This window comes from Paenibacillus sp. GCM10023252 (assembly GCF_042653305.1).
Classification (GTDB): Bacteria; Bacillota; Bacilli; order Paenibacillales; family Paenibacillaceae; genus Pristimantibacillus.
In genome coordinates, this window is record NZ_JBHSHW010000021.1 from 455,563 (window position 1) to 481,877 (window position 26,315).

Sequence of the window (26,315 nt, forward strand, 5' to 3'; positions counted from 1 at the left end):
GATCGATGCCTCCTTTAAAATATTAGGATGGGAATGGATCGTGTATGGAACGTTTGTTCTTGTTTTTATTATAGCAAACATTTGTTCGGGTGGAAAGTATTTTTTGTATACTTTAAACTAGATTCATAGAATAGCTAGAGCAATGGTTCAGACAAGAAGGAGCGCGGTCCATGATTAATGTAGTTAACTTATCCAAGCAGATTCCAGGCGGCCCAACCGTGCTTCAGCATATTAGCTTCGCGGCAGAGGATGGCCAGTTCATTGCGGTGAAGGGAAGCAGCGGCAGCGGGAAGTCGATGCTGCTTCGATGCCTTGCCTTGCAAGAGAAGTGGAGCGGCGGGACGTACCGGATGGATGGCGTTGATATCTTCAAGGCGGGTCTGTCAGGAAGGTTCAAGGTGAAGCGCGAGGTGGCGTACTTGGAAGAGAAGCCCCAGCTTCATAATAATAAGACGGGACTCAAGAACGTGCTGATCGGTTCAGCCGCACAGACGCCCATCCTGCGTAGATTGACGGGGATGGTGCGTAATGATGATTATATGGGCGCCATGGATACAATTGAGAAGATGGGCCTGTTAGACAAGGCGCACTTGAAGGCGGACAAGATGAGCGGGGGAGAGAAGCAGCGGATCGCGCTTGCCCGGGCAATGGTTCATGGAGCGAGAGTCATCCTGGCAGATGAGCCCGTATCCGGTCTAGATCCGCACGCAGCCGACCAGGTGCTTAGCGATCTGAAGAAGCTCTGTCAGCAAGAACGTGTCACGGTCATCGCAGTTCTGCACCAAGGCGATTGGGCCGAGCGTTATGCCGATCGCATCCTTGGCCTGAACAATGGGGAGCTTGTGCTTGATATAAGCGGCAGAAGAATGACCGAACGGGAGAAGCAGCTGCTGTGACCGTGACCGACCAGAACGACCAGGGAGACATGTTCGGCCAAGGCGTCCAGGCACTGCAGATTCGCCCCCTGCAATACGAAGAGATTGACCAAGCCATATCGCTGGAGCTCGCGAGCTACCCGGCCGAGGCTGCTGCATCAAGAGAAGCGTTCCTCTATCGATTAGAGCATTATCCCGAGTGGTTCTGGTCGGCGTGGAGCGGGGAGCAGCTGGTCGGGATCCTGAACGGAGTTCTAACCAGTGAGCCCCATCTAGGAGATGAGCTGAAGAGCGCACATGAAGGTGCCATTCAAGGCAATCATCTCTGCATCTTGACGGTGGCCGTCGACCCGCGCAAGCGCAGAGAAGGCATTGGGAGCAAGCTGCTGCAGCATGTACTCGATAAGAGTCAGTATTCCGCACTGCAATCCATCGTTCTCATGTGCGAGGAGGAGCTCATCCCGTTCTATGAACGAGCGGGCTTCAGCCTCATCGGCCCATCGGCATCCCAGCACGGCGGCCTGCTCTGGTATGAGATGAGTCGTCCCGTGCATACAATGGAGCATCTTACCGAATAGGAAGGTGTCTATGGCGATGGCATGGCAACCACCGGTTATGATTCGATCTTCTCGAGTTACATTCCCTAAGGCAGAGATATGGATTCCCGTTGTAACCCAAGCCCCGAACGCAGCGGCAGGCAAGCAGATGAATGAGACGATTAAGGATACGGTCAGGAAGCTGATCGAGAACCAAGGCTCGCTGGAGGATCCTCGTGCCGAGATGCAGGGATATTACGAAGTGAAGACGAATGAGAAGAATGTGCTAAGCCTGTCGCTGTTCAATTATGCATACACCGGTGGAGCGCACGGGCTGACCTTGCAAGCGTCGCTAACCTTCGATACGACGAGCGGCCGTTCTTACTCGCTGGCGCAGCTGTTCAAGCCAGGCAGCCCGTACATACGGCGGCTGTCGGAGCTCGTTAAGGCGCAGATTGCCGTTCGCAAGCTTGAGCCGCTGCAGCCGTTCGAGAGCATTCGGCCCGATCAGGATTTCTATGTTGCCGACCGTTCTCTCGTCATTTATTTTCAACTGTATGAGCTGCTGCCCTATGTGTATGGATTCGTCTACTTCCCAATATCCGTCTATGAGATTCAAGATATCGTCAATGAGCAAGGCCCGCTCGGGCCAATGCTTGTGGGCGATTAGAGCAAGAGCCTTGCCGCACACTCAACCCTACATCTAAGGAGCTACTGCCTCATGATCGGATTCGTCATTCTATCCGCAACCGCGCTCTTCGCTGCCGCAGCCTTCCTCTATTACAATCATCGCAAGCAGCATCAGGACAATCGGAATGACCTGAGCTTAAGCCGATATACAGTGACCACGCAGGACCGTTCACACACCCGTTCACCAGAGCGGATACCGAATGATTCCAGCCTCGGAGAACGTCGGAAGCGAAGCGCGGGCGAGGCGCCAGTTATACTCGTCGTTGATGATCAAGCGTCCATCCGCGTGCTGCTGCTTGAACTGTTCAAGGAGGAAGGCTGCACGGTATATGAAGCAAGCCACGGGCAAGCGGCCCTTGCGCAGTTCCACAAGCAGCCCATTGATTGCATTCTCCTAGATTTGAAAATGCCAGACATGGACGGAATCGAAGTGCTTCGATCCGTTCGAGAGACCGACCCGAATGTCATGGTCGTCATGATCTCCGCCTATGGTGATCTGGCGAAGGTTGATGAGGCTAGACGACTGGGGGTCGCGACTTTTTTCACCAAGCCGTTCGATATTGAAGAGCTCCGGGACTATGTGATGGAACAGCTTCATTACTCATCTTAGAGAATCTGCGGATTGACAGGGAGTGCTGATCGGGACAGAGCTGTCATACACTAGCCTAGGAGGTGAAGGTATGCATGAGGTCCTGATCGGCCTATTGTTGTTCGCAGCACTCGGGCTCGCCGCACTGTCCGGTGCCGTCAAGGCGCAGCGCGGCATTCGAGCTGCTACTCATCAGAGCATGACAGGCTATGCCGCCTACATCCAGTACATGCAGGACAAGCACGATCTGAATCGGTTCGGAATCGCGCAGCAGCTGAGACGCAGGCTGGGCGGCCTTGCTGTGTTCGGAATATCGTATCATACCATAGGCTTACTAGGCGGCGCCGTTGTCCTCTACGGTCCTGCTATCTTGACAGGCGGACCCTCCGTGCTTGGTTATGGCTGGCCAATCTTAGCGCTGCTTGGCCTATCGGTGAGCGCATCGTTAGCTGAGCTGTCTTCTGCCGTGCCGACCGCAGGCGGCTGCTATCATTGGTCATCCGCACTAGGAGGGAGGAAGTGGGGATGGCGCGCAGGGTGGCTGCATATCGCTGGCTACACCTCGCTGTTCACGTTAACGAATATCGGTTGTGCAATCGTGATCTACAGCTGTCTGTCTAATAGGTTGGGCTATGCTTCAAGCGCTGTGACGATGATCGTATTATTAGCGTTGATAACCGTATCCCAAGCTGCCGTCCACTACTGGGGAGCCCGGGCAATGCGGTGGTTGTTATCAGGCGGGGTATGGCTGCATATTGCGGCTGTGCTCGTCATTGCCGGGGGACTGATGGCCTTATCTTGGCCGGGATTGTACAGCTCAGAGATGCTCTATAGCAGACTTCCTGCCGCGGAGAGCCATGGAGTGAGCGGGCTGAGCGGCAGCTTGTCCTGGCTGATTGGCCTGCTCTGGTTGCAGAGGCTCTTCATCGGTCAAGACGGAGCAGGGCATGGGGCGGAGGAGGCTAGCGATCCTAGGGTCAGGGTGCCCTGGGCTATCTATCTCTCCTCTGTCTACACCTCGATTGTAGGCTTCGCCCTGCTTGCCTTCATGACGCTTAGTTGGATGGGAAGGTCTGCTCCGGCTCCTGGAGAGAGCGGCTCGCTATTCGTCATGATGGTGCAGGCGGCCTGGAGCAACTCGATCCTCGTCCTGCTCCTGATTGCGGCTTGCATCTGGCTCAGCGGGCTGCAGGCGATGGGCGTCCTGTCTCGATCCATCTTCGCGATGGCCAGAGACCATTCCCTCCCGCTTAGCCGCAAGCTGGCTTATGTTGAACCGGGAGCTCATCTTCCTATCTACAGCCTGCTGGCCTCTGCGGGGATGTCCCTTCTCCTTGGCGTGATGCTGTATGGCTTCTTCTCACAAGAGGCGATTCCATTCCTCGCGGCAGCTGCCCTCATCAGCCTCCATGCGGCCTATGCCATCCCGATTGCCCTAAGGCTCCGAGCAGGGGAGAGGCATGCCTTGCTGCAGGATCGGGTATGGCATCTCGGCAGCTGGAGCAGGCCAGCCGCGTGGTTATCACTTCTCTGGTTGATCTGCGCAGGTCTCGCGGCAGCGTTGATCTGGAATCGGTGGGCAGGGGCGGCTGTCCTTGGCGGATTCCTCTTGTCTCAGCTGGCTGATCTGAAGTATGGAAGTCGGCATCTGGCGGCGATGCAGGGAATGCTGCGGAGGACGCAGGAGGAAATCATCGGAATTGAGCGAAAATTCCCTCAACAATAATTCAGCCTTCATACGGGGAAATTCAACTCCATAGATTGAGGAAATAATGAGATTTCATTTCCCGGGGAAGCGCATGAAATTACACGAAGAAAACGTTTTCGACAGCGGTGATTGCTACTATTCGTGGCAAACTGTCGAAAGGAATCGAACGGAGTTATAATAGCAATAGAAGAAGAAGGGAGTGCGCGGAAATGGCGGGAAATGAAACGGAAATGATTCGCACAGCCAGAGCAGCTGTCATTACCGGCGCTGCAGGAGGAATAGGCCAGGCGTTGGTGAAGGCTTATGCAGAGAGCGGCTGCCTGGTGTGGATGACGGACATGGACGCTGTGCGCGGCGAGCAGGTGCTTCAGCATATAAGAAGTGAGCTGCCGGCTGAGCTGGCGGGAAATATTAGATGGTCGCAGGCGGATCTGAGAGACCCTGAAGCGATTACGCAGCTCCTAACCACGGCAGCGGAGCAATTCGGCAGGATTGATATCCTTATCAACAATGCAGGTATTGGCCGTACGATGAACCCGTACGAGCTAACGGTCGAGGACTGGGATGATGTGCTGTTCACGAATCTAAGAGGCACCTTCCTCTGCTCCAGAGAAGCGGCCAAGCGGATGAAGCAGCAGCCTGAGGGCGGTCATATTGTTAATATCTCCTCGACAAGGGCGACGATGTCGGAGCCGAATACGGAAGCATATGCCGCTTCCAAGGGCGGCATCATCGCTCTCACGCATGCTCTGGCCATCTCACTTGGGCCAGACCGTATCTTAGTGAACAGTATAAGTCCGGGCTGGATAGACGCCGGTGACGGTTCTGATCTCAAGGAGACGGATCACAAGCAGCACCCCGCTGGCAGAGTAGGGAGGCCTGAGGATGTCGTGAAGGCCTGTCTCTACTTAACCGATCCGGATAATCGATTCGTCACGGGCGTGAACCTGGTCGTGGACGGAGGAATGACGAGGAAGATGATCTATGAGCCCTAAATTCATCTGTGAGCTCAGTCATAGGGAGGGAAGCTAGAGAATGACCGCACGGACAGAGATAGAGATAGAGACAGAGATTGAGATGGACACCATGGCTGCGATACTGGACCAGTACCCTCTGCAGAAGCCCTATCTCTTCGAGGAGGGGCTGGGCGGCATGAACAATACGACGCGAATATTGATGAGCGGCGGCGAGCGCTTCGTGCTTCGAATCTACAATAATCATGCAGATGCAGCGGTTGTGAAGCTGGAGCATGAGCTGCTGCACCAGCTTGCTGCGCAGGGCTCGATCGGTCTTGCTGTGCCGGAGCCCGTGGTGAATTCGCGAGGGGAGACGGTAACGAGAGGCCCGCAGGGGAAGCTGGCTTCCCTATGTCGTTACCTTCCCGGTGAGCGGCCTATTCCGGCTAATGAAGCTCATATTCTCGGATTAGGAGAGGCAGCAGGCAAGCTTACGAATGCTCTAGCTGCTGTCACCCCCGACAGCGAACCGATCTACCTGCCTTACTACGAATGGGAGCAGACGTATGCAGAGCTGACACCTGTCGTGCTCCAAGCCTTAACGGAGTCAATGCCGGAATCCGCTCAGGTGGATGAGCTGCGCCTGCAGATCGACCTGCTGCTGAAGGAGCGTATGGAGCTGTCCGCCAGGTATGAGTCTATGTGTGCGCTGCCGCAGCAATGGATTCACGGCGATCTTAACTTCACTAATTCACTTGCACAAGGGGATGCCATCACCGCGCTGCTGGACTTCGAGTTCTGTACGAGGGATATGCGTGCCATGGAGCTTGCGGTCGTATTGGTCGATCTCCTGCAGCCTGATGTGGAGGAATCACTGCGCAAGATCGGACTATTCTGCCGCGGGTATGGTCGCCATGTGCGGCTTACTCCGGAGGAGCAGTCTATATTGCCCGTACTCATGAAGCTGCGCATGGTGGACGTGTCACATCACTTCATGCTTCGATACCGGGAAGGGTTAGATCCAGCTGACGTCTGGACAGAGCAGGTGAAGCGGGCTGCTTATGTATGCGGATGGGTGAACGACGTTGAGCATAGGTTGTTAACTGCATTAAATAACTCTCTAATCCCAGAAGGAGCGGGCACTCATGAGCTTAGCTAAGCGATTAGGATACGGCGATGGAGATCGATTGCTTATCATTAATGCCGACGATTACGGCCTATGCCATTCTTCCAATCAGGCGATTCAGCAGCTGCTCTCAGGTGGCGCAGTCTCTTCGGCTACCCTGATGCTGCCATGCGGCTGGGCGAGGGAGGCGGCGCTGTGGAGCGCGAGACATCCCCACTTAAGTGTCGGCATTCACTTCACCTTCACCTCCGAGTGGGATAACTATCGCTGGGGCCCCGTCTATCGCTCGGGCTCCACTCGGTCTCTCGTAACGAGTGAAGGGTACTTCCCGAAGGATGCCAAGACTCTCGAGCAGCAGGCGGACCCTTCCGAGGTGAGAGCGGAGCTCATTGCCCAGGTCGAGATGGCGCTTCAGCTCGGGATGAACCCGACCCATGCAGATAACCACATGGGCAGTCTGTATGGGCTGCAGACCGGACGCGACTTCATCTCCATCGTGCTGGATGTGTGTGCACAGTACGGCCTTCCGTTCCGGCTGCCGCGGACACTGCTCCTCGAGAGCGGTCAGGTGGCGCCGCCTGAGCTGGCGGAGCTGGCGCGGCTGAGGGCAGCCGAAGCTGACAGCAAGGGAGTCGTTGTGCTTGATTATCTCATCGGTCTGCCGTTCGCGCTCGGAGCGGGAGAGACCTATGAGTCGTTCAAGGGGCAGATGCAAGCGCTGCTGAGCAGCCTTCACCCAGGGGTGACGGAGCTCATTATTCATCCTGCTGAGGTGACGGAGGAGCTGCGAGCTTTTCACAGGGAGCCTCTCAAGAGAGGGATGGAAGCCGAGTTATTCCGGGATCCTGATGTGCAGGAGACGCTGCGTGAGCAGGGGATTCAGCTCATACATTGGGGAATGCTGCAGGGGTTGCAGCGCGCAGGGGGATAAGCTGAGAATCGGGGTATACGAATGTGGCGAATCACGTTATAATGACTGTGATATTATTGGAAAATTGCAAATAGAACGACGATTCAGACGAGTCGCAAGTACGAGAATCGATAGTGATGAAGGGAGTGATGGGCAGCATGAATCTTCCTAAGCGCAATGAGCTCGGCTTCTATGAAATTCGACTTGAATCCATCGGCGGGCTGGGGGCGAACCTCGCGGGCAAAATGCTCGCAGAAGCCGGCGTTGTTGGCAGCGGTTACAATGGGGTGAGCTTCTCCTCCTACGGATCGGAGAAGAAGGGCTCACCGGTCAAGGCACATATTCGCTTCTGTGATCTGAACACGAACATTCGCGACACCACACCCATCGAACGTCCCCACATCGTAGGCGTCTTCCACGAGAATCTATCCAAGACCAACAACGTCATCAGCGGCATCTATGAAGACAGCATCGTCATCGTGAACTCCCAGAAGTCGCCCGAAGAGCTGCGAGACAAGCTTAAGCTGCTGGGCGGCACGATCGCCGCGGTAGATGCGACCGGCATCTCGCTGGAGGAGAACAATCGCGTCAACATGGCGATGCTCGGCGCGCTGTTCCGGCAATGTGACTTCCTCGACTTCGAGCATATGAAGGGCATTATCCGCAAGTCGCTGGAGAAGAAGTATCCGCAGGCGGTCGCTCCGGCTCTGCGGACATTTGAACGCGGTTACAATGAGGTAACGCTGCAGACGTTCACCCTCTCCGAAGGGAATGTCATGCCGCTGCCGCAGCGCTGGGATATTCCTGTGCTCGGTTATAACACGCAGCCGCTGGGCGGTATGATTATTAATCCAGGGAACAGCGTGCTCAAGGACATCAGTATATCCCGGCAGGGAATGATGCCTCACTTCCTCGATGAGAAGTGTATCCACTGCGCCGCTTGTGATACGGCCTGTCCCGACTTCTGCTTCGTGTGGGAGGAGAAGGAGGACAAGAAGGGCCGCCCGCAGATGTTCCTCCAAGGCATCGACTACCAATATTGCAAGGGCTGTCTGAAGTGCGTCGTCGCTTGTCCGACCGATGCGCTGCAGTCCGAGCGGGAGACGGATGGTTACGGGGATGAGCATCGCGTTCCACATAAGTTCAAGTACGTCTAGAGCAGGCTGAAGTCCAGAGATGTCGACACACACTTGGGAAGAGGTGAATCGCATTGGCTATAGATATGAACAAGGAAGTGCCTAAGGGAACGGTAGAGCAGCGCATGGTGTATGAATCCGGCAATGAGATGGCCGCCTACGCTGCGCATCAGATTAACTATCATGTGATGGGGTACTTCCCCATCTCGCCATCGACGGAAGTGGCTCAATTCCTCGATCTGATGAAGGCGAACGGACAGCATGACATTAAGCTCATTCCCGCGGACGGAGAGCATGGCTCCGCCGGCATCTGCTACGGGGCATCCGCCGCGGGCGGACGGGTGTTCAACGCGACCAGCTCCAATGGCTATCTCTATATGCTGGAGCAGATGCCCGTCCAGTCCGGCACTCGCTTCCCGATGGTCATGAACCTGGTGTGCCGCTCGGTGTCGGGGCCGCTCGATATTCACGGTGACCACTCCGATCTGTACTTCGCGCTGAACACGGGCTGGCCGATCCTGCTATGCCGGGATCCGCAAGCCGTCTACGATATGAACATCATGGCGCTTAGGCTGGCGGAGGACTCCTCCGTCAGACTTCCTGTGCTCATTGCATCCGACGGCTACTTCACTTCCCATCAGAAGCGGCGCGTCCAGACGTTCGCTCACCGCGCGGATGTGCATGCCTTCGTCGGCGAGCATCCTCCTGAGGGCTTCATGCATGTGCTGGACCGCAACAATCCCATCACTGTCGGCCCTTATATGAACGAACCCGACTACATTAACAACTGTTATCAGCAGTCGGTCGGCATGTATAACGCGGCGGAAGCGTTCGACCGAATACGCAAGGAATACGCCATATTGACGGGTCGGGATTATCCCATCCTGGACCAATACCGGATGGAGGACGCCGAGGTCGCCGTCTTCCTCATGAATTCCGCCTCGGAGATTATTAAGGATGTCGTCGATCAGCTGCGAGCGAAGGGCATTAAGGCGGGATCGATCGCTCCCAATATGATTCGTCCGTTCCCGCAGAAGGAGATTGCCGAAGCGCTCCGACATGTGAAGGCGATCACCATCGGAGACCGAGCGGACAGCTATGGGGCCCATGGCGGCAATATGACGAACGAGATCAAGGCCGCTCTGTTCACTCATGGCGTTCATGGTATCAAGGTCGTCAGCCGTGTATTCGGTCTGGGCGGCAAGGACTTCTACGCCGAGGACGGCCACCACTTCTTCGAGCTCGCTCTGGAAGCGGCAGCGATCGGCAAGGTGGATGTGCCTTTCGATTATTACGGCCACACGCCGGGGGATCCGAATCTTGCGCCGAAGCGGGTACTCGAGCCGCTGAAGTACGAGGAGCTGAAGACGGGTCTCGTCACGGTCGACCGGGATGAAGCAACGGGCAAGCTGAAGGTGAAGGTGCCGCCGCTGCGCTCGCTGACGAAGAAGCCGAAGCGGCTGGCGCCGGGTCATGGGGCGTGTCCGGGGTGCGGGATTTTCTCAGGATTGGAGCTGTTCTTCAAGGGCATCGAGGGCGACATCGTCGCGCTCTACCAGACGGGCTGCGCCATGGTCGTCACCACAGGCTTCCCTTACTCCTCACACCGGGCCACGTACATCCATAATCTGTTCCAGAATGGCGCCGCCACCCTATCAGGTGTCGTCGAGATGTTCTGGGAGCGCAAGCGGCGCGGAGAGCTGGACGGTCTGGGGCTGCAGGATGACTTCACCTTCGTCATGATTACGGGCGACGGCGGTATGGATATCGGCATGGGACCGGCCATCGGCAGTGCACTGCGCAATCATAAGATGATTATTCTCGAGTACGATAACGAGGGATACATGAACACGGGAGCGCAGCTCTCCTATTCGACACCGCTGGGGCACCGGACTTCCACGTCTAACGTGGGCAAGCATCAGGGCGGGAAGCTGTTCCACCACAAGGATACCGCTCAGATTATGGCTGCGACGAACATTCCTTATGTGTTCACGGGGTCAGAGTCGGTCCCTCAGGATCTGCTGCGCAAGGCGGCGAAGGCGCAATATTACGCTCAGAATGAAGGGCTCGTCTATGGCAAGATTCTCATCACCTGTCCGCTCAACTGGCTGTCGGAGGAGAAGATCGGGCAGACGCTTATTGACGAGGCCGTGAACACTTGCTTCTTCCCGCTGTACGAGGTGGAGCATGGGGTGACGAACATTACCTTCAATCCGGAGGAGAAGGGCAAGAGGATTCCGATGGCGGACTGGCTGAAGAATATGGGCAAGACGAAGCACTTAACGAAGCCGGAATATGCAGATGCGCTCGCCTCCTTCGAGGAAGAGGTGGAGCGGCGCTGGCTTAGATTGAAGGCGAAGCATGAGAATCCCTACTTGTAGCAGCATCCTCTCAAGCGAGAGGTGGTGGCTGAATACAGATGAGGTTCATGCGAAGTGAGCTCTTCAAACGATTAAGGAACGGGGCTGAAGAACGACAAGCGCTGGTGGTACTCGGGGCTGAACTGCGGGCAGGCGGGTTCTCCGAGGTGAGGCGATTCCTGGAGGACTTCCGGACATTCTTGAGGGCCTATGAAGACGAGGGGATGGAGCAAGCGGCCGGGCTGCTGTCCCTCGCAAGACAGGTATTGCCTGACCCGGGGAAGATCAGCCCTTCGTGGAAGGATATCTGGCAGGAATTCGAGACGATCATATCGGTCAAAAATTCCACGCTCCGAGAACTTGAAGCCGGCGCTGTGTCACGTGATGGAGAATGGCAGGTGCTGCTCGATAATCCGTATACCCACCAGGATATCGTTGTCTATCCTGCGCTGTCATTCTTGGAAGCGGTGTATCTATTCGCCTACTTCCGGCACGGGCTTGCTCCGAATGAATACATCCGCCTACAGAAGATTAATAATATCATAGTCTATTCCGATCGGCCTAATCGGTTATAATGGAGCTGGATACGATGATTAGGAGTGGTGGGATCAGATGAAGGAAATTCCGATGGCTTATGTGAAGTCGAACCAAGCGGGTATTGTGTTGTTCAGCCTGATTGCCATAGTGCTGCAGCTGCCTTGGCTGCTTGCAGCGCTATGGGTCATTCAACTGACCGGGGTGTTGTCAGGCGGCAAGGGGAATGTGTTCGTTGCATTGGCGAGGCCCTTCCTGCAAGTTGAGGGGAAGAAGACGCAGGCAGCCGTGCTCACCCGCTTCAATAACAGCCTGGCGGTCGGATTCCTGACTGCTGCCTTAATGTGCTGGGCTGCAGGCTGGCTGCTAGGGACATACCTATTCGCTGGCATGCTCCTTGGAGCCGCGTTCCTGGCTCTGTGCGGCTACTGTGTCGGGTGTACGATGTATTACCAATTCAAGCAGCTTCGTGCTAGAATACGGTAAAAAGGGAAGAGACATGTCGAGCGTTATGCAGCAAATGGTCTGCAGATGCGCTTGCCATGTCTCTCTTGTTCAGAGGAGGACTTGTCCATGTGCCGTAATATCAAGACGTTGTATAACTTCGATCCGCCGGCTACCGAAGAGGAGATTATGGCGGCTTCGCTGCAGTTCGTTCGGAAGCTGTCGGGCTATAATAAGCCGTCTGCGGCGAATGAGGAAGCCTTCCACCGTGGGGTGGAGGAAGTTGCGGCTGCTGCGCGCAATCTATTGAATTCGTTGGTGACGAATGCAGAATCGCGCAACCGGGAAGAGGAGGCTGAGCGGGCGAAGGCGAGGAACGAGAAGCGGTTCGGAAGCTTTTAATTCGGTTAGCTTGGCATAGAGAGGGAGGGCGGCGGACAACTTCGTTCCTTCGTTGCCATGATTGCCATCATTGCCTTCGTTACCTTTTCCCGCGGACCCGCTCTGACTTGCGAAGCTTGGGCACCGCTCCGGGCGGCTGCTTGCGAATCCACTTCAGGTAGCTGGCCAACTGGGGATTGCTCCGCAGCCCTTCGAGCGTTGTCATTCCCATTGTCACGAGGTCCTCATTCGTATAGAGGGCATGGATCTGTCGATGGCAGGCACGGCATAGGTTCGCAGTGGGCAGCAGAGTGCCTCCCAGCTCCTTCGGAGTCAGGTGATGAACGGTCGTCTCCACGCCGCTTCTCCCGCACAGCTCGCATATTTGGGTGTTATCAGTATTCATATAGGTAGGTGCCTCCATGTTTAAGTATCAATGTACCTATTATTGCTTTTTCTTGAGGATTTTACCATAGTAGACGTAGAGGAAGTGACTCGCATTACCGGTGAAGTTGTCATTGCTATTGTTTCTGGATCTGTCATTCTGTTCGTTTTTATTGGTTTTGTCATTCGCAATGCACTGCAACGAAGAGTGGATCGTAATCTTCCGATACAGACTACCCAGTCTAGAGTATTGTTTAAAAGAATAGAAGAATTTAGAAACGGACAAAATTCGCCAAGCATGAATCATTATTTTGTTAAATTTGAGATTGAGAGTGGGAACCAAGAATTTAAAATATGGAGTAAAGAAAAATACGATGAATTAGTTCTAGGTCAAGAAGGATATTTGAAGTACCAGCTGAAAAAGAACACGGCTCTGTTTATTGACTTTTCTCAGTCATAGAACATTTGTTCTTCTTATATAAGGAAGATGATGGTACAATAAAGACAGACAATTGAATCTTGGGTGGGCATGGTTTCCCTTCGGAAGGAGGTGAAGCCATGGAAGTTAAGGATGCACTAACCATCATGTTCCTATTTGGCATGTTTATCCTTGCTCTTCTAACTTACATTAATACGAACAAGAGAAAGTAAAAACCCACCCCAAGGTTGACGCCGAAGGTGGGTTTTTATTGCCTTATTACTTAGAAGGGGATAAGCCATCCAAGCCAATTGTTCAGCCGAGTGTTTGCCGCACTCGGCTTCTTTTAAAAGTATGATAACACAATTGGAAAAAGAAGTGAACCAAAGAAGCACCTTTAACCAAAAATGTTGGACTGGGACTATGTAACGAGGAGACGATGCTATGTTTGATTCCTTTAATAAGTCAAAGGTATATGCCATCATTGTTCTAGTGCTCGGAATATTGCTTTTCTTGTATGAATTAATTGTAACGCATACTTTCTCGCTGTTGGCTGTGGCTATATTCTTGATAGGGCGGACGCTTCTCTTCCTAATAAGTGCTGCCAAGGCAGAATTAGATGTGTTAAGGCTTCATAATGTGGAGCTCAGTCATAAGATTGAGGATTTTGAAAAACAAAACCAATAAACAAGTTAATCGTAAACTGCCTTAATCTCCTGCAAGCCGAGCCGCAATTCGTCGCCCGTGGAAGCGGCCCGTCTCAATGAAGATCTCATTGGCCTCCCTCTTAGAGGCGACAACCCCCGCGAGGAAGATACCAGGGACGTTCGTCTCCATCGACTCCTCATGGAAGAACGGGTAGCCCTCCGGCTCAATCCGAACGCCGATTCTCGTGAGGAACTCCCGGTCCGGGTGGAAGCCGGTGAGCGCAAGTACGAAGTCATTCGGAAGCGTCTCGGTGCCTTCTTTGCTCTCCACATGCACCTGGCGCTCCTCGATGCGAACGACGCGAGAGCCGAATCGAATAGCAATGCGTCCCTTGGCAACCAAGCTCTCGAAGATCGGCTTCACCCACGGCTTGATGCTGCTGGAATAATCTGTACCGCGATACACGACCGTAACTACAGCTCCTACTCGTTCTAATTCCAGCGCCGCATCAATCGCCGAGTTGCTGCCTCCGATAATCGCTACCTTCATCCCTGTGTAAGGGTGTGCTTCGCGGAAGAAGTGGGTCACCTTGTCCAGCTCTTCACCTGGTATGCCAAGTCGATTAGGATGGTCGAAGTATCCCGTCGCGATCACGACATAGTCTGTCTGGTACAGAAGCGACTCTCCATAGCGGTCCTCACTGCGCAGTTCATAGCCGCCGCCGGACAGCTTCGTTATCTCCTTCACTTCCTCATAAGCATGAATTCGCACCTCATTGCGCAGCGCCACCTGGCGGTAATAATTCAACGCTTCGAGCCTGGATGGCTTCTCATTCGCTGTAGTGAACGGGATTCCGCCAATCTCGAGCAGCTCAGGTGAAGAGAAGAAGTGCATATACGTCGGGTACTGCGAGATGGAATGGACGACGTTGCGCTTCTCAATAATAAGAGGATTCAGGCCTGCCTGCTTCAGCTCGAGCGCTGCCGCAAGACCGCAAGGGCCCGCTCCGATAATGATGACTTGTTCTGTATTCACACGATCAACCTCCAATAGCCCTATTGTACATGGACCGCTCTGCTGCCTGCAAACTTATGCGAATGGCTCTCTTGTACAGGCCGCATAATGTTGTATAATAATGGGACTAGAACGATTGCAGAGGGGGACTTAGGATGCGTCGGCGTTTTGTAATTGAAGCAGTGATGGTGGCAACGTACGGACATCTCTTGGTGCCTGGCCGGCCGATTGACTTTGTAGTTCCTTACTCATCTATCTGTGAATTGTACGATATGCGGGATGGGGTAGAGCCTGTCATGGATGATCCAGATGATGATGCGCATGTGAAGTCCAAGATTGGCGAGTTGATTACCTTCTTCGAAGAGCCGCTTAATCGCAAAAAAATCGAGAAAGCCCTCCAGATGCCATGGAGAGAAAGCTCGGCGCTGCTCCTGAACGACGATATTCAATTCACAATTGTTCATGCGGTGGACAATGCACACTATGGGGACTACTTCGACCCGATCGAGACGGAGCTCCTCTTATCCGGAATGAAGCTGAACGTGCCGCTGCTGTCCGACCAGTTCGAATTCCAGGATAAGCTGCTTGAAGCCGAAGTACCTGTGCAGGTGTATGACATTGAGGACTTCGAGTTCGCCGTTGAAGAAGGAATTGTGATCGAGGAGATCGACACGTTAAGAGATATCTAGATGAATGTTCGATGAGGAACAAGCTGGACCTAGCTATTGGAGCTTAGGGCGGCTTGTTCTTTTTAATTGTTTTATATCTCCTTATCATGCAACTATGCTGATCATGAATTCGTTCTAAGTGTAGAAGAGGAGGTGACGATTCTGTTGAAAAGATTAATTATGATACTCGTAAGCTGCCTCATCGTTAGTGTGTTATCTATGTCAAACAAGCCGCCGCTTGTACACGCTTGTTCTTGTGCGTTGCCGCCGCCTATACAAGAGGACCTGGCTCTGAAGACCGCTGTATTCAGCGGCAAGGTGATCGACATCGATCATCCTAAGAGTACAGGTGGTCTATTCCCGTCTACTGAAGCTCCCGTCACAATCACAATGGAGACGGACACCGTCTGGAAGGGAGAGGTGCCTAAGAAGGTCGTTGTTCGAACAGCCATGCGATCGGAGAGTTGTGGTTATGAAGGGTTCGCAGTGGGGAAGGATTATCTCGTCTGGGCACATGGGGATTCTATTCAATCCCTGGAGACGGGGAGATGCGAACGAACGAAGCTGTTATCCACGGCATCGCAAGAGCTCGCAGAGATGGGAGCGGGATATAAGCCCGAGCCAGGTGGTGAGCTGGATAACACCAAGAAGAGCTACATAGACGAACCAGGTGCGTCAGCTTGGGCTTTATATGCCGGAATCGTTATCATTCTCCTGGTCGCTGGCTTCATGATCTTAAAAGCAAGGAAGCGCAGCTCTTCATAGAGAAAACACTTAAATAAGCAGGCTGCGCGACGGCAGCCTGCTTCTTAAGTTTTTTCATCACAGTCCCATAGCCTCTGCAATTAATTGATAAGATCGAATTCGGGCCTCAATATCATGGGTGATCGTGACGATCATGAGCTCATCGGGCTTGTAGTCGTGCTGGTATCGCAGCAGTCCTTCCTTCACCTTGGCGGGACTGCCAACGAGATTCCGCTGTCGATATTCATTCAGCTGGGCACGCTCCATGTCCGTATAGGGGTAAGCAAGTGCCGTCTCTACGGTAGGGAAGCCGAAGCTCTCCATCCCTTGAATAAGCTTCAGGAAGAAGAGAGATCCGCTGGAAGCGAGACGTTCAGCCTCATCATCCGTATCGGCGCACAGGACGAATAACGCCAGGATCGTCTTCGGCTTGTCCCCGAGCCTCGAGGGCCTGAAGTGAAGATGATAGTTGTAGAAGGCCTCTCCCGCACTCTGCCCATTAATGAAGTGAGCGAAGGCGAAGGCTGCCCCTTGTTGGCCAGCAATCGTCGCACTATCTCCGCTGGAACCGAGCAGCCATACTTCAGGTGCCGTCGAGATGAGCGGTGAAGCGATTAGGCCGGCATACGCACTATGCTCGCTAACGGTGTTATACAGATAATCAGCTAGATCTGCAATCTGCTGAGGATATCGATCGACGCTTCGCGTCTTGCCTTCTTGCAGGGCACGGGTAGCGAGCGGCATGCCGCCGGGCGCCCTGCCTAAGCCTACATCAATTCGACCGGGATATAACGCCTCTAGCAGCTTGAAGTTCTCCGCCACCTTATAGGCACTGTAGTGGGGCAGCATGACGCCGCCTGAACCTATACGCAGTCGGGATGTCTTGGCCGCCAAGTGACTGATGAGCACCTCTGGACTTGAGCCTGCGAGACTAGTTGATGCATGATGCTCGGATACCCAGAACCGTTGGTAGCCAAGCCGCTCCGTCTCTTGGGCTAGTCGAACCGTATATTGCAACGCTTCAGATGCGGTCTTCCCTTGTGGAACAGGTGTCTGATCCAGCACACTTAACCTCATTAATCATTCACCTCGTTTAATTGTCTCTGTCCCGATCAATCGCCTCAGCCATCGTGCGGTCCGTCAGATGGGCATAGATCTGTGTTGTCTCTGGAGAAGCATGGCCGAGCTGCTCTTGCGTCTTGTAGATATCGTTACGTAAGTAATAGTCCGTTGCAAAAGAATGCCGAAGCTTATGTACCGATAGATAAGGCTTACCAAATCGCTTCGCATACTTAATTACCATCTCTTGCATAGCCCGCTTGGTCATGCGCGAGCCTTCGTTTTTGCCATTCGCGATAGCTAGGAACAAGGCCTTCTCGCGCCGCGGTGCCTTGTACCTGCTGTCGCGCAGCTGGAGGTAAGCCGTCAAGTCCTCTACGGCTTCCTGCCGGAAGTAGACGGGGGTTTTGAAGGTGTCGTCGTTCTTACCCTTACGGTAGACGTAGGCCAGCTTCTTCTTAAGATCGATATCATCCGTGTTCAGATTGACGACTTCGGATACGCGCAGGCCTGAGTGCAGAATGAGGCTAATAATGCAGGCATCACGTGTCTGGTTCAGCTTGTACGAATAGAGGGCTTGCTTGTTGCTTGCCACTTCCGTCTCATAATGCTGCTTAATATAATCCATGAATTCATAGATCTCTTCCTCCTGGAGCAGCTTGCCCTCCAGCTTCGCAGCCGTATCCTTCGGCTTCTGCGTCCGCTTAATGGCCACCTTCGCCATCACATTACGCTTCAGCAGCGGATAGAACTCCTCATCCTCGGCAATCTGGCTAAGGTAGTGGAACAGAGAGCGGAGGGAGGACAGCTTTCGAGAGATTGTCGTCCTCGAATTGCTGTTCTCCTTGCGAGTAGTGAGGAACATACGGAAGTTATCAATACTGTCCATATGCAGCCTCTCCAGATCGAGAAGCGGAACATCCTTAATAGATTGCGATTCCGTCAGCCCCTCTGCCAGCAGCCAGCTAAGGAACGCTTCATAATCCCGCACATATTCGAGCAGGGAGGAAGGGGACAGGTCTGGAAGCTTATAGTTGATGAACTTCTCCACATACCAGGGCATAGAGGGGACCCTACGGTCCAGCTCTTCCCGATCCTTGACCTTGAGTATATTGACCATTCGTGTCACCTCTGCGGTTTTTGGTTAACATAACTATTGTTACGTCAATCATATCTGTTAAAATGTAACTAATTCATAGGAATAGCTACATTGTATCAACTTAGGCCCGTGTTCAACAACTTCGTTGGCTTGAAGCAGGAAATCGGCGCAGGCAGGATAGATCATCCCTCTTCGCGAATACCTTAAATATGGAAATGTGCTCGCAAACAATTAGATCATAGTGAGGATGAATTTTAAGATGACAAGAATTAAAAGTATAAATGACATGATGTCTATGTTAGATATATTATTCCGAACACCAGCTCCTTGGTGGAATAAGTTTTATCAGGACAAGACAAAGCAAGTGCCTTTTTTCAAATTATACCCTGATGAGAACTTGGTTAGTTATTTTGACTCTAAATGTATGGAAAGGGGAAAGGTTCTGGAACTAGGATGTGGGAATGGTCGGAATGCAATCTACATGACAGAACTAGGTTGCAAAGTAGATGCAGTAGATATCTCTGAGGAAGCTATTACATGGGCGAAAGAGAATGCTGCAAGTAGGAACGTGGAAGTCAATTTTATATGTGATAATGTATTGAATTTGGATTTTACTGAAAATGCATATGATTTTATTTATGATTGCGGGCTGCTCCATCATCTAGTACCTCATCAGAGAATGCAATACATAGAATTAATTAATAGGGTTCTTAAATCAGGTGGTTCATTTGGAGTTGTATGTTATGCTCCGGAATTTGAAGAGATAACTGGTATACCTAACCGAACAGATGAGAGTATATATAAGTCTTATAGTATGCAGGGTGGTATTGCTTACACGAAAGATGATCTAAGAGATATTTTATTGGACTATTTCAATGAGGTTGAAATTAGAAATATGAAAGAATGTAGAGATGAAGACAAATTATTTGGAAAAGAATTTCTATGGGCAAGTCTATGGAGAAAGAAATCTTGATTGCATGACAAAGAATAAGGTGATTACGTTTCGGGCTGCCACCCTAAGTCTGGCAGAGGAGTAGTCGAGTTCGTGAACAAAATAACGCTATACGAAAGAGCGGAGAGACGGTGTATTTGAAGATAATGAAACGTTGAACTTTTTGATTAGGGTAAATGATAAAGCAGGGTTTGCGTTTGTGGCTGCACGACCTTATACACCTTCTGGAACCGACGTAAGAAGACTTAACGCCAAATTCTCACACAAGTTAAAAACCAAGCAAGTCATATGCCTGGACATTCCAGATGATTATACATTCATGGATGAAAAATTAATTGAAATATTGATGTCTCGAGTGTCAGAGTACATTCAACTTCCTGAGGGATTATGAAATAACGATTAATCAACGGAACACCAATGAAGGGTGGAAATACAATGACTCTATCTATTGAATCACGAATAAGAAACTTAGGAATCCTATTGCCTCAAGCGAGTAATCCAGCGGCTAGTTACTCCAACTATGTAATTGTGAATGGGCTAATATATGTCTCAGGAAAGGGACCATCAGGCAGCCCAAAAGGAAAACTAGGAAGTGAATATTCAACTGAACAAGGTTATGAATTTGCAAGGTTAGCTGGAATTGAGGTGCTCGCCGTTTTAAAGGATGCATTAGGATCACTAGATAAAGTAAAGAGAGTTATTAAGATTCAGGGATTTATTAATGCAGAACCCACTTTTGAAGAACATCATAAAGTATTAAATGGATGTTCAGAATTAATGTATGAAGTATTTGAAGACAAGGGAATTCATGCACGATCTGTATTTGGAGCAGTCTCAGTAAGAGATAACCTCCCTATCATTGTAGATTCAATATTTGAAGTACAAATCTGAGGGAACTAGTCATTAATCTTATCCAATCGGATTCGTTAGTGCCCATTTGTAAGGTTGGAAATTTGCATTCATGGAGATTGTGTTTATTCAAAGTTCTTGGCTGCCTTATATTGCTGGGACGCATTGATTATTATAACAAAATGTGACGATAAGAAGAGGGTGAGAACTTGAAATCGTATGCCATTATAACTGATGTTCATGGTAACGGCCCTGCGTTAGAAGCTGTCCTAAAAGACATTAGGCGGAGAAAAGTAGATTATATCTATTGTCTAGGAGATATGATTGGAATAGGCCCAGATAGCAATGAAGTTATGGAGCAATTGTTAGAACAGAGTAACATTTCTTGTATAATTGGTAATCATGAATTAGCAATATTAGCTGCATATCAAAATAAACTACCTCCATTAGGAAATCACAATGAAAGAATTCATCATAAATGGTTGGCAGATCGCATTGATGAAAAATACATATCTTTCCTAAATGAGCTGCCGATGAGTTTAGTCCACGAGGATTCGGGAAGAAAACTTTATTTTACACATTACCATTTAGATAGTTCGAATTACTTTATACCTATTGATAAGGACCCCACAAAAGATAAATTAGACGAACTCTATATGAATACAGAATTCGATATTGTATGCTTTGGACATCATCATATTGTTCATCAGTTTCAAACAAAGAACCGTATATATTTCAACCCAGGTTCGTTAGGGTGTTATAACAAACCGATTGCTAGATATGGAATTGTTAAAATTATAGATTTGGAAATTTTAACAGAATTAGTGGAAGTGCCATATAACAATTTATATTTTCTGAGATCTTACGAAGAATTGAAAGTGCCAGAACGAGAACTACTATTAAAAGTATTTCATGGAGCACAAATTTTCTAAGCTACTTAAACAGGGTGATTAGGTGAGTAATATTGGCAATGAAGAGATTGATGTAAAGATTAATGGTCATATCTTAAACTTAAGAGTGGGTGTAGACTACTACTTTAGTTTCAAAGACCCTGATGTTTCTTTTCATTCGTTGAGGGCTAAAGTGATGAATATTTATTGGAAAGATAATGACAGCGAAGCAACATATTTCTTCATACTAGTACACGATCATAATGAGGATTACTTGATTTGTGATAATGAACTTATTTCGGCGAAGCTTGCAGACGTCGAACATTAAGGAAAGAGATAAATTTGACGCCAAAAAATGAATGATTTTTATCCGGGACGATTTACGAGAACCCTGAAAAATTTTCTTAATGACTAGTTTCACGATTCGGGGCATACTCCCCTCGGTCCGAACCGGCGGGTAACTCTGTCCGGACACACCTGTAAGGCTAAATGACGAGCTCATCCGGGGTACTGGTCTCTTCGCTTGACCAGTACTGAAACTTAAGCCTTTCGGCGTCGTGATTATCAGAACCTTATATGTAAGCAAGAAAAATTAAACTAAAAGTAGGTGTAGAGATGCAGTTAGAAAATCATTTCGAATACTTTCCGATTCTAGAGACTGATCGAACCCGACTAAGAAAAATAACTTATGAAGATCAGTACGATATGTTTAATTACTGTAAGAATCCAGAGGTCTCGAAGTACACGGTTTGGGATGTTCACCAGTCGCTTTCTGATACTCAACAATTTATTGATTTTGTACATAAACGATATGAAAGCCAAAAGGTTGGCCCTTGGGGGATAGAAGATAAACATAGTAATAGGCTTATTGGTAGTTGTAGCTTTGTGAATTGGGACAATCGGAACCAAAAAGCAGAGCTAGGATATGTCTTATCCTATGATTATTGGAACCAGGGCTATATGAGCGAAGTTATTAGAAGAATCATTCATTTTGGATTTCTTGATATTGGTTTGGTTCGAATTGAAGCACGTTGTCATCCTAACAACATTGGATCGGCAAGAGTAATGGAGAAGTCTGGAATGCAGTATGAGGGTCTGCTTAGGAGACATATATTTGCTAAGGACGATTTCCAAGATGTTAAGATGTATTCCATTATAAGAGAAGATTTTGTAAGTTAAGTCGAGAAGGCCTAGCGATCATATAACTCCGCATTAGCGAATTCGGATAAGCTAGGAATGATAATTGCAAAGTATATGGAATTGGCTAATATCGAATTTTATTACGCCTTAACCCATAAGTCGGAAAGTTATTTACCCATTCTAATTGGAATAGTTATTTTTTATTTGTGGGTTATTGGGTTGGTTTTTTCCAAATTGACTATTCCGAACTTAAAGAATAAGAAAGTGAAGTTTCTAACGATTCCCTATCACAAACTTCAATGGAGGTTCTCTAATGCTAATCAGACCAAGTGAAAATGAATACTTACCTGCTGCTCAAACTTATATTGATCTGGTTCCTGATGGAAACTTACTTGAAATTCTTAAAAGTCAAATGGAACAAACGAAACGATTGCTTGCTGGCTTGTCAGAACAACAATCTTTATTCAAATATGCACAAGACAAGTGGACAATTAAATCCGTTGTAGGCCATATTAGTGATGTAGAGCGATTATGGAATTATCGAATTCTTAGAATTGTTCGTAATGATGTTCGCGAATTGCCTGGCTATGATCGGGATGTATTCGCACAGGAAGCTCCATTCCATGATATGGCATTACAAGATGTAATGGATGATATGGTGGCAGTCCGAATGTCAACGCTAACGTTATTGCATCCATTGCCTGAGTCTGTATTCATACGATATGGAGAATTCAACGGACAGCGTTTATCAGCGCGTGCTGCAGCATATATTATTGCAGGACATGAAGCACATCACATGAACGTAATAAGAACAAGGTATATTCCTAATCTATAGTCAAACTGAAAGTGAGTTAAATCATGCCATATACCAAATTAATCTTCAAGTCACCTTCTGTTGAACAACCAACAGGCATTCACTTGTCGTCGAACTGCGGCGATTCAGATGTAGAGCAGTTTTTACAAGAGCTAGTTGGGGATGATGTGCGCTCCGAGTATCACGAGTACTTCATTAGAGCATTTGATTACATGCTGCGTGAAGACGAGGTTGTGCTTGCTGGTGGGGTAGCTTTTTTTGATGATGAGAACAAGTATATACTACCCAGTTGTTGCTGTGGGCTGGAAGACTGGGAATCCGTACAGGATTCTATCCAAGATAGGGTTAGCCCATGGCTAGGTCACGATCCAACTCCTTGCATCACTTTTCAACCGAATTACTTGACTGTCTGGTCAGACAGCCTTGATCCTCAAGATGAGGAACGTTACAATATTCCATTCACCTATAATGAGATCCTTGCTAGTCTTGATAAAAACAAAACAGACTTCTTGGCATTTATTGATCAACCGTTATTCGAATGGATTAGTAAGAGAGATGAGGGGATTGCAGAGCTAATGAAGCAAAAAATGCGTCTATGGTTCATTAAAGATTAAAAAGATAAGGGTGAGTAGTTATGAGTGAGTTCACTTCCGGACATCTGATGTTAGCAGCTCATATAGGCGCAGTTAAAAAGAATGCCATTCCAGGATCTATAATAAAGCAATTAGATGATAAGTGGATTGTATATTTAACACCTAATGATAACTACCTAGAATCTGAACACGTACCAGAATACATAATAACTCTGTCTAATGATGCTCCAGTCTTGTATTTCAGTAATTTTGGTGACCATTTCTGGGGGTACAGAATCTTTTCTGAAGGCAATGAGATTGCCTATCTAAGGATATCTTACGAACTTGAAGAAGAATTGATAATTAAAACCTTTGAAGAGCGATATCCAGAGCAAGACAGGTTCGACTATTATGACGGCGAGTATCAGGAAGAAATCATTCAATTTATTGAAGAGAACGGTCTATTTGAGGTAGCTTTGAACGAGATGTTTGCCGAGTGTAATGTTATGTCATTTAGACTTTTCAATATGACTGACGAACAAGTAGACAAGCTTAGCATGATTCTAAGTTCTAGTAATTATAGAGAAATCGATAATGTTTACAGCCTTGTTGATGAATTCAAAGAGATAGCAGGGATACATGAGATGTCTTATATAAGGTATGAACGAGTTGCTGAGGATGGGGAGTACGAGTCAAAGGCTTGAAAATGCTTCATGTAATTGCTAAGGTCATTGAAACAATTAGTTTACATAACTATTGTTATGTGAGTGTTAAGTTGCACACATTAAGTAACTAGTAAATATATGTAGTTTGGTGATTTGGGTTACATTGCGGAATGAGGCTATGCTACAATCATACGAAAGTCAGCCGGCTGGTTACAGAATGGAATCCACTATGCGTATGCGGGAGCTTGCAATATCTGCGCGTAAACATTAGAGGAGGATGATGTACAACCATGACTATTCGACAACTACCCCGTAGTCTGTCTCTTATAAGCTTATTTATTCTTGCCATGATCATAATGGTCCAACCCGCTTCGGCGGCCGCTCCAGCGACGCTTCAATACGGCAGCACCAGCGGAGATGTGATGGACCTTCAGTACCGACTGAAGACATTAGGTTACTTCGATGCAACCTTAACCCTATATTATGGTTCCGTGACACAGGACGCTGTTATCCGGTTCCAGCATGATTACGGCCTGGCTAAGGACGGAGTAGCGGGACCCGCAACCCATGCTGCTCTTCATAAGTCATCTGTGAATCAAGCAGAGCTTGACATGCTAGCTAAGATTATCTATTCCGAAGCACGCGGCGAGCCGTACAAAGGCCAAGTTGCTGTCGGTGCCGTTGTTATGAATCGACTGGCAGATGCGAACTTCCCGGATACGGTGAAGGGTGTCATTATGCAGCCTAGAGCGTTCACCGCTGTAGACGATGGGCAGTACAATCTGACACCTGACTCAACAGCGTATAGAGCTGCGCTGGATGCGGTTGCTGGTTATGATCCGACCAACGGTGCTATCTACTACTTTAACCCGGAGACGGCCACTTCTAAGTGGATTTGGTCTCGCAAGCAGACTGGCAAGATTGGTCGTCATATTTTTGCCGTATAACAAGGAATCCATTCTGATATTGTTCAAGCTAGACCAGTGTTCCCTTTGGGGAAGCTGGTCTATTTTAAATTTGTCTGCAGAAAGCAACAAGAGAATGGTTACAGTACGGTACGACCATCCCAGCTGATTATTTCTTCAAAAGGATGGATCAACTTAAGCTTAACCTGATTGATCCCGATCCCAATAAGCCGCTTCGTTACCTATGGTTAAATGAAGAATCCACCCATACGAGGACGATCCATATCCATCTGTGATAAGCATATAGTAGGTGCACCTTGCCAAGCATTTACGGATTATTTATTTGATGTAGCTGATTATTAATCCTATTAATTAATTACTTATACCCCACCATAGGTACTATGAATGTTAGAACTGTTCCCAGAATCCTCCTTATCTTATGCTAAATGTGTATGAAATTGAGAGGAGGAGGAAAGGAGATGCTGCTTCGCAAATTCATCACTGCATTCATGACCACATGGGTAACTCTGCTATGGTTGCCCGAGATGATGCACTGGCACTGGCAATGGGATTCCTGGGATGACGAGAGATTGATGCACGGGGATGAGTATGTCTCGACTGCTTCAGTCTTAGCTATGTACGTCGTTCCGATCGTGTCGGTCTATGGCGTTCTTGTATCAATCGTTGTCGAGAAGCTGCTGAATCCATTAAGAATTCCATGCTGGCTCCACTTCATCCTGTGGTTCGTTCTACATGGTCTATTCGGAGTCATCTTATCCTTCATGGGAATCATTACTGCAATAACCTATGCCGTCATTGATTACGGACTAAGATGGATGATTGAAGCGGGTAAGCTCAAGAGACGCAGGTCGGTAATCGTTATCGCTACTATGCCTGTTGTGTTATTCCTTGGCTGGTACCTGCTTCACTTCATCTTATCTCCAGAACCCCCCAAGGCTCCGTTCACCGCAGAGCAAGCGGTAGAGTTCGCAACATGGGGAGAGGGGAGTAATCTCTCTAAGTTCCCCAAGCAGATTGGGCAAGAGCAGCTTAACCTTGCTGGATATGATGTCAAGCGAATGACTGAGGTGGAAGAGACGGCAATGATGGGAGTGTATGAGGTGATATTCACTGAGGAATGGAAGAAGGGGCTGGAGAGCGGGACATTCAAGATGATGTATAGAGTATACAGGGGAGGCATGGAGTTACAGGAGGAGGAGGGGGAGATCCCTCCTTACTAAGGTTGTCA

General features: G+C 49.5%; 31 protein-coding genes. 27 read left to right on the top strand and 4 right to left on the bottom strand.

Annotation, left to right across the window (positions count from 1 at the left end):
- Positions 1-170: 170 nt before the first annotated feature.
- The 13 genes from ACFO9Q_RS13120 to ACFO9Q_RS13180 all read left to right on the top strand — a co-directional run bounded on the left by ACFO9Q_RS13120 (position 171) and on the right by ACFO9Q_RS13180 (position 12,266).
- Entirely contained in the window at positions 171-896 is a 726-nt protein-coding gene (locus ACFO9Q_RS13120; RefSeq protein WP_379182623.1) for a phosphonate ABC transporter ATP-binding protein, read from the top strand.
- Complete coding sequence (locus ACFO9Q_RS13125) at positions 893-1,453, top strand: GNAT family N-acetyltransferase (protein ID WP_379182625.1); 561 nt, start codon at positions 893-895, stop codon at positions 1,451-1,453. Before ACFO9Q_RS13120 ends, ACFO9Q_RS13125 begins: the two co-directional genes overlap by 4 nt.
- A gap of 16 nt (positions 1,454-1,469) precedes the next feature.
- On the top strand, positions 1,470-2,081 hold the full coding sequence (locus ACFO9Q_RS13130; protein WP_379182627.1) for a DUF3298 and DUF4163 domain-containing protein: 612 nt from the start codon (positions 1,470-1,472) through the stop codon (positions 2,079-2,081).
- Positions 2,082-2,132: 51 nt separating this feature from the next.
- A complete protein-coding gene (locus ACFO9Q_RS13135; RefSeq protein ID WP_379182629.1) occupies positions 2,133-2,711 on the top strand; it encodes a response regulator in 579 nt (192 codons plus the stop codon).
- Between the two features lie 70 nt (positions 2,712-2,781).
- Positions 2,782-4,416: an amino acid permease gene (locus ACFO9Q_RS13140; protein WP_379182631.1), complete on the top strand. Its 1,635-nt coding sequence runs from the start codon at positions 2,782-2,784 to the stop codon at positions 4,414-4,416.
- 191 nt (positions 4,417-4,607) lie between these two features.
- Positions 4,608-5,393, top strand: a complete 786-nt coding sequence (locus tag ACFO9Q_RS13145; protein ID WP_379182633.1) for an SDR family NAD(P)-dependent oxidoreductase — start codon at positions 4,608-4,610, stop codon at positions 5,391-5,393.
- Between the two features lie 40 nt (positions 5,394-5,433).
- The gene (locus tag ACFO9Q_RS13150; RefSeq protein ID WP_379182635.1) at positions 5,434-6,513 is read left to right on the top strand and encodes a phosphotransferase; all 1,080 of its coding nucleotides are present in this window, start codon (positions 5,434-5,436) and stop codon (positions 6,511-6,513) included.
- Positions 6,500-7,411: a polysaccharide deacetylase family protein gene (locus tag ACFO9Q_RS13155; protein ID WP_379182637.1), complete on the top strand. Its 912-nt coding sequence runs from the start codon at positions 6,500-6,502 to the stop codon at positions 7,409-7,411. The genes ACFO9Q_RS13150 and ACFO9Q_RS13155 overlap by 14 nt, the downstream gene beginning before the upstream one ends.
- Before the next feature lie 137 nt (positions 7,412-7,548).
- The gene (locus ACFO9Q_RS13160; RefSeq protein ID WP_379182639.1) at positions 7,549-8,547 is read left to right on the top strand and encodes a 2-oxoacid:acceptor oxidoreductase family protein; all 999 of its coding nucleotides are present in this window, start codon (positions 7,549-7,551) and stop codon (positions 8,545-8,547) included.
- A 53-nt stretch (positions 8,548-8,600) separates the two neighbouring features.
- Entirely contained in the window at positions 8,601-10,907 is a 2,307-nt protein-coding gene (locus tag ACFO9Q_RS13165) for a thiamine pyrophosphate-dependent enzyme (RefSeq protein WP_379182641.1), read from the top strand.
- A gap of 38 nt (positions 10,908-10,945) precedes the next feature.
- Positions 10,946-11,461, top strand: a complete 516-nt coding sequence (locus ACFO9Q_RS13170; protein WP_379182643.1) for a hypothetical protein — start codon at positions 10,946-10,948, stop codon at positions 11,459-11,461.
- Positions 11,462-11,498: 37 nt separating this feature from the next.
- Positions 11,499-11,906, top strand: coding sequence for a DUF4395 domain-containing protein (locus tag ACFO9Q_RS13175; protein ID WP_379182645.1), 408 nt, complete (start codon positions 11,499-11,501; stop codon positions 11,904-11,906).
- An 87-nt stretch (positions 11,907-11,993) separates the two neighbouring features.
- The gene (locus tag ACFO9Q_RS13180; RefSeq protein WP_379182647.1) at positions 11,994-12,266 is read left to right on the top strand and encodes a DUF2277 domain-containing protein; all 273 of its coding nucleotides are present in this window, start codon (positions 11,994-11,996) and stop codon (positions 12,264-12,266) included.
- A gap of 79 nt (positions 12,267-12,345) precedes the next feature.
- On the opposite strand, the gene ACFO9Q_RS13185 is transcribed toward ACFO9Q_RS13180, so the two are convergent.
- The gene (locus ACFO9Q_RS13185; RefSeq protein ID WP_379182649.1) at positions 12,346-12,651 is read right to left on the bottom strand and encodes an HNH endonuclease; all 306 of its coding nucleotides are present in this window, start codon (positions 12,649-12,651) and stop codon (positions 12,346-12,348) included.
- 84 nt (positions 12,652-12,735) lie between these two features.
- Between ACFO9Q_RS13185 and ACFO9Q_RS13190 the strand changes: the two genes are divergently transcribed.
- The 3 genes from ACFO9Q_RS13190 to ACFO9Q_RS13200 all read left to right on the top strand — a co-directional run bounded on the left by ACFO9Q_RS13190 (position 12,736) and on the right by ACFO9Q_RS13200 (position 13,734).
- Positions 12,736-13,089, top strand: coding sequence for a DUF2500 family protein (locus ACFO9Q_RS13190; RefSeq protein WP_379182651.1), 354 nt, complete (start codon positions 12,736-12,738; stop codon positions 13,087-13,089).
- 98 nt (positions 13,090-13,187) lie between these two features.
- Positions 13,188-13,280: a putative holin-like toxin gene (locus ACFO9Q_RS13195; RefSeq protein ID WP_379182653.1), complete on the top strand. Its 93-nt coding sequence runs from the start codon at positions 13,188-13,190 to the stop codon at positions 13,278-13,280.
- A gap of 211 nt (positions 13,281-13,491) precedes the next feature.
- Positions 13,492-13,734 (top strand): hypothetical protein, encoded by a 243-nt coding sequence (locus tag ACFO9Q_RS13200; RefSeq protein WP_379182655.1) that lies wholly within the window; start codon positions 13,492-13,494, stop codon positions 13,732-13,734.
- A gap of 21 nt (positions 13,735-13,755) precedes the next feature.
- Here the strand turns inward: ACFO9Q_RS13200 and ACFO9Q_RS13205 are convergent, their stop codons facing one another.
- Positions 13,756-14,730: a YpdA family putative bacillithiol disulfide reductase gene (locus tag ACFO9Q_RS13205; protein WP_379182657.1), complete on the bottom strand. Its 975-nt coding sequence runs from the start codon at positions 14,728-14,730 to the stop codon at positions 13,756-13,758.
- A gap of 134 nt (positions 14,731-14,864) precedes the next feature.
- Here ACFO9Q_RS13205 and ACFO9Q_RS13210 point away from each other — a divergent pair, with 134 nt between their 5' ends.
- The gene (locus ACFO9Q_RS13210; RefSeq protein ID WP_379182659.1) at positions 14,865-15,398 is read left to right on the top strand and encodes an ADP-heptose synthase; all 534 of its coding nucleotides are present in this window, start codon (positions 14,865-14,867) and stop codon (positions 15,396-15,398) included.
- Positions 15,399-15,542: 144 nt separating this feature from the next.
- Complete coding sequence (locus ACFO9Q_RS13215; RefSeq protein WP_379182661.1) at positions 15,543-16,142, top strand: hypothetical protein; 600 nt, start codon at positions 15,543-15,545, stop codon at positions 16,140-16,142.
- A gap of 57 nt (positions 16,143-16,199) precedes the next feature.
- On the opposite strand, the gene ACFO9Q_RS13220 is transcribed toward ACFO9Q_RS13215, so the two are convergent.
- On the bottom strand, positions 16,200-17,198 hold the full coding sequence (locus tag ACFO9Q_RS13220) for an LLM class flavin-dependent oxidoreductase (RefSeq protein WP_379182663.1): 999 nt from the start codon (positions 17,196-17,198) through the stop codon (positions 16,200-16,202).
- Between the two features lie 16 nt (positions 17,199-17,214).
- Entirely contained in the window at positions 17,215-18,300 is a 1,086-nt protein-coding gene (gene xerS / locus ACFO9Q_RS13225) for a tyrosine recombinase XerS (RefSeq protein ID WP_379182665.1), read from the bottom strand.
- Between the two features lie 238 nt (positions 18,301-18,538).
- Here xerS and ACFO9Q_RS13230 point away from each other — a divergent pair, with 238 nt between their 5' ends.
- The 9 genes from ACFO9Q_RS13230 to ACFO9Q_RS13270 all read left to right on the top strand — a co-directional run bounded on the left by ACFO9Q_RS13230 (position 18,539) and on the right by ACFO9Q_RS13270 (position 26,307).
- Positions 18,539-19,252: a class I SAM-dependent methyltransferase gene (locus ACFO9Q_RS13230; protein WP_379182667.1), complete on the top strand. Its 714-nt coding sequence runs from the start codon at positions 18,539-18,541 to the stop codon at positions 19,250-19,252.
- 414 nt (positions 19,253-19,666) lie between these two features.
- Entirely contained in the window at positions 19,667-20,122 is a 456-nt protein-coding gene (locus ACFO9Q_RS13235; protein ID WP_379182669.1) for a RidA family protein, read from the top strand.
- A 167-nt stretch (positions 20,123-20,289) separates the two neighbouring features.
- Entirely contained in the window at positions 20,290-21,012 is a 723-nt protein-coding gene (locus tag ACFO9Q_RS13240) for a metallophosphoesterase family protein (RefSeq protein ID WP_379182671.1), read from the top strand.
- A 573-nt stretch (positions 21,013-21,585) separates the two neighbouring features.
- The gene (locus tag ACFO9Q_RS13245) at positions 21,586-22,149 is read left to right on the top strand and encodes a GNAT family N-acetyltransferase (RefSeq protein WP_379182673.1); all 564 of its coding nucleotides are present in this window, start codon (positions 21,586-21,588) and stop codon (positions 22,147-22,149) included.
- A gap of 274 nt (positions 22,150-22,423) precedes the next feature.
- Positions 22,424-22,945 carry a DinB family protein gene (locus ACFO9Q_RS13250; RefSeq protein WP_379182675.1) on the top strand — a complete coding sequence of 174 codons (522 nt, stop codon included), beginning with the start codon at positions 22,424-22,426 and terminating at the stop codon, positions 22,943-22,945.
- Positions 22,946-22,968: 23 nt separating this feature from the next.
- The gene (locus ACFO9Q_RS13255; protein ID WP_379182677.1) at positions 22,969-23,538 is read left to right on the top strand and encodes a hypothetical protein; all 570 of its coding nucleotides are present in this window, start codon (positions 22,969-22,971) and stop codon (positions 23,536-23,538) included.
- 20 nt (positions 23,539-23,558) lie between these two features.
- Entirely contained in the window at positions 23,559-24,200 is a 642-nt protein-coding gene (locus tag ACFO9Q_RS13260) for a hypothetical protein (RefSeq protein WP_379182679.1), read from the top strand.
- Between the two features lie 251 nt (positions 24,201-24,451).
- Entirely contained in the window at positions 24,452-25,108 is a 657-nt protein-coding gene (gene sleB, locus ACFO9Q_RS13265; RefSeq protein WP_379182681.1) for a spore cortex-lytic enzyme, read from the top strand.
- A gap of 437 nt (positions 25,109-25,545) precedes the next feature.
- Entirely contained in the window at positions 25,546-26,307 is a 762-nt protein-coding gene (locus ACFO9Q_RS13270) for a hypothetical protein (protein WP_379182683.1), read from the top strand.
- Positions 26,308-26,315: the final 8 nt, after the last annotated feature.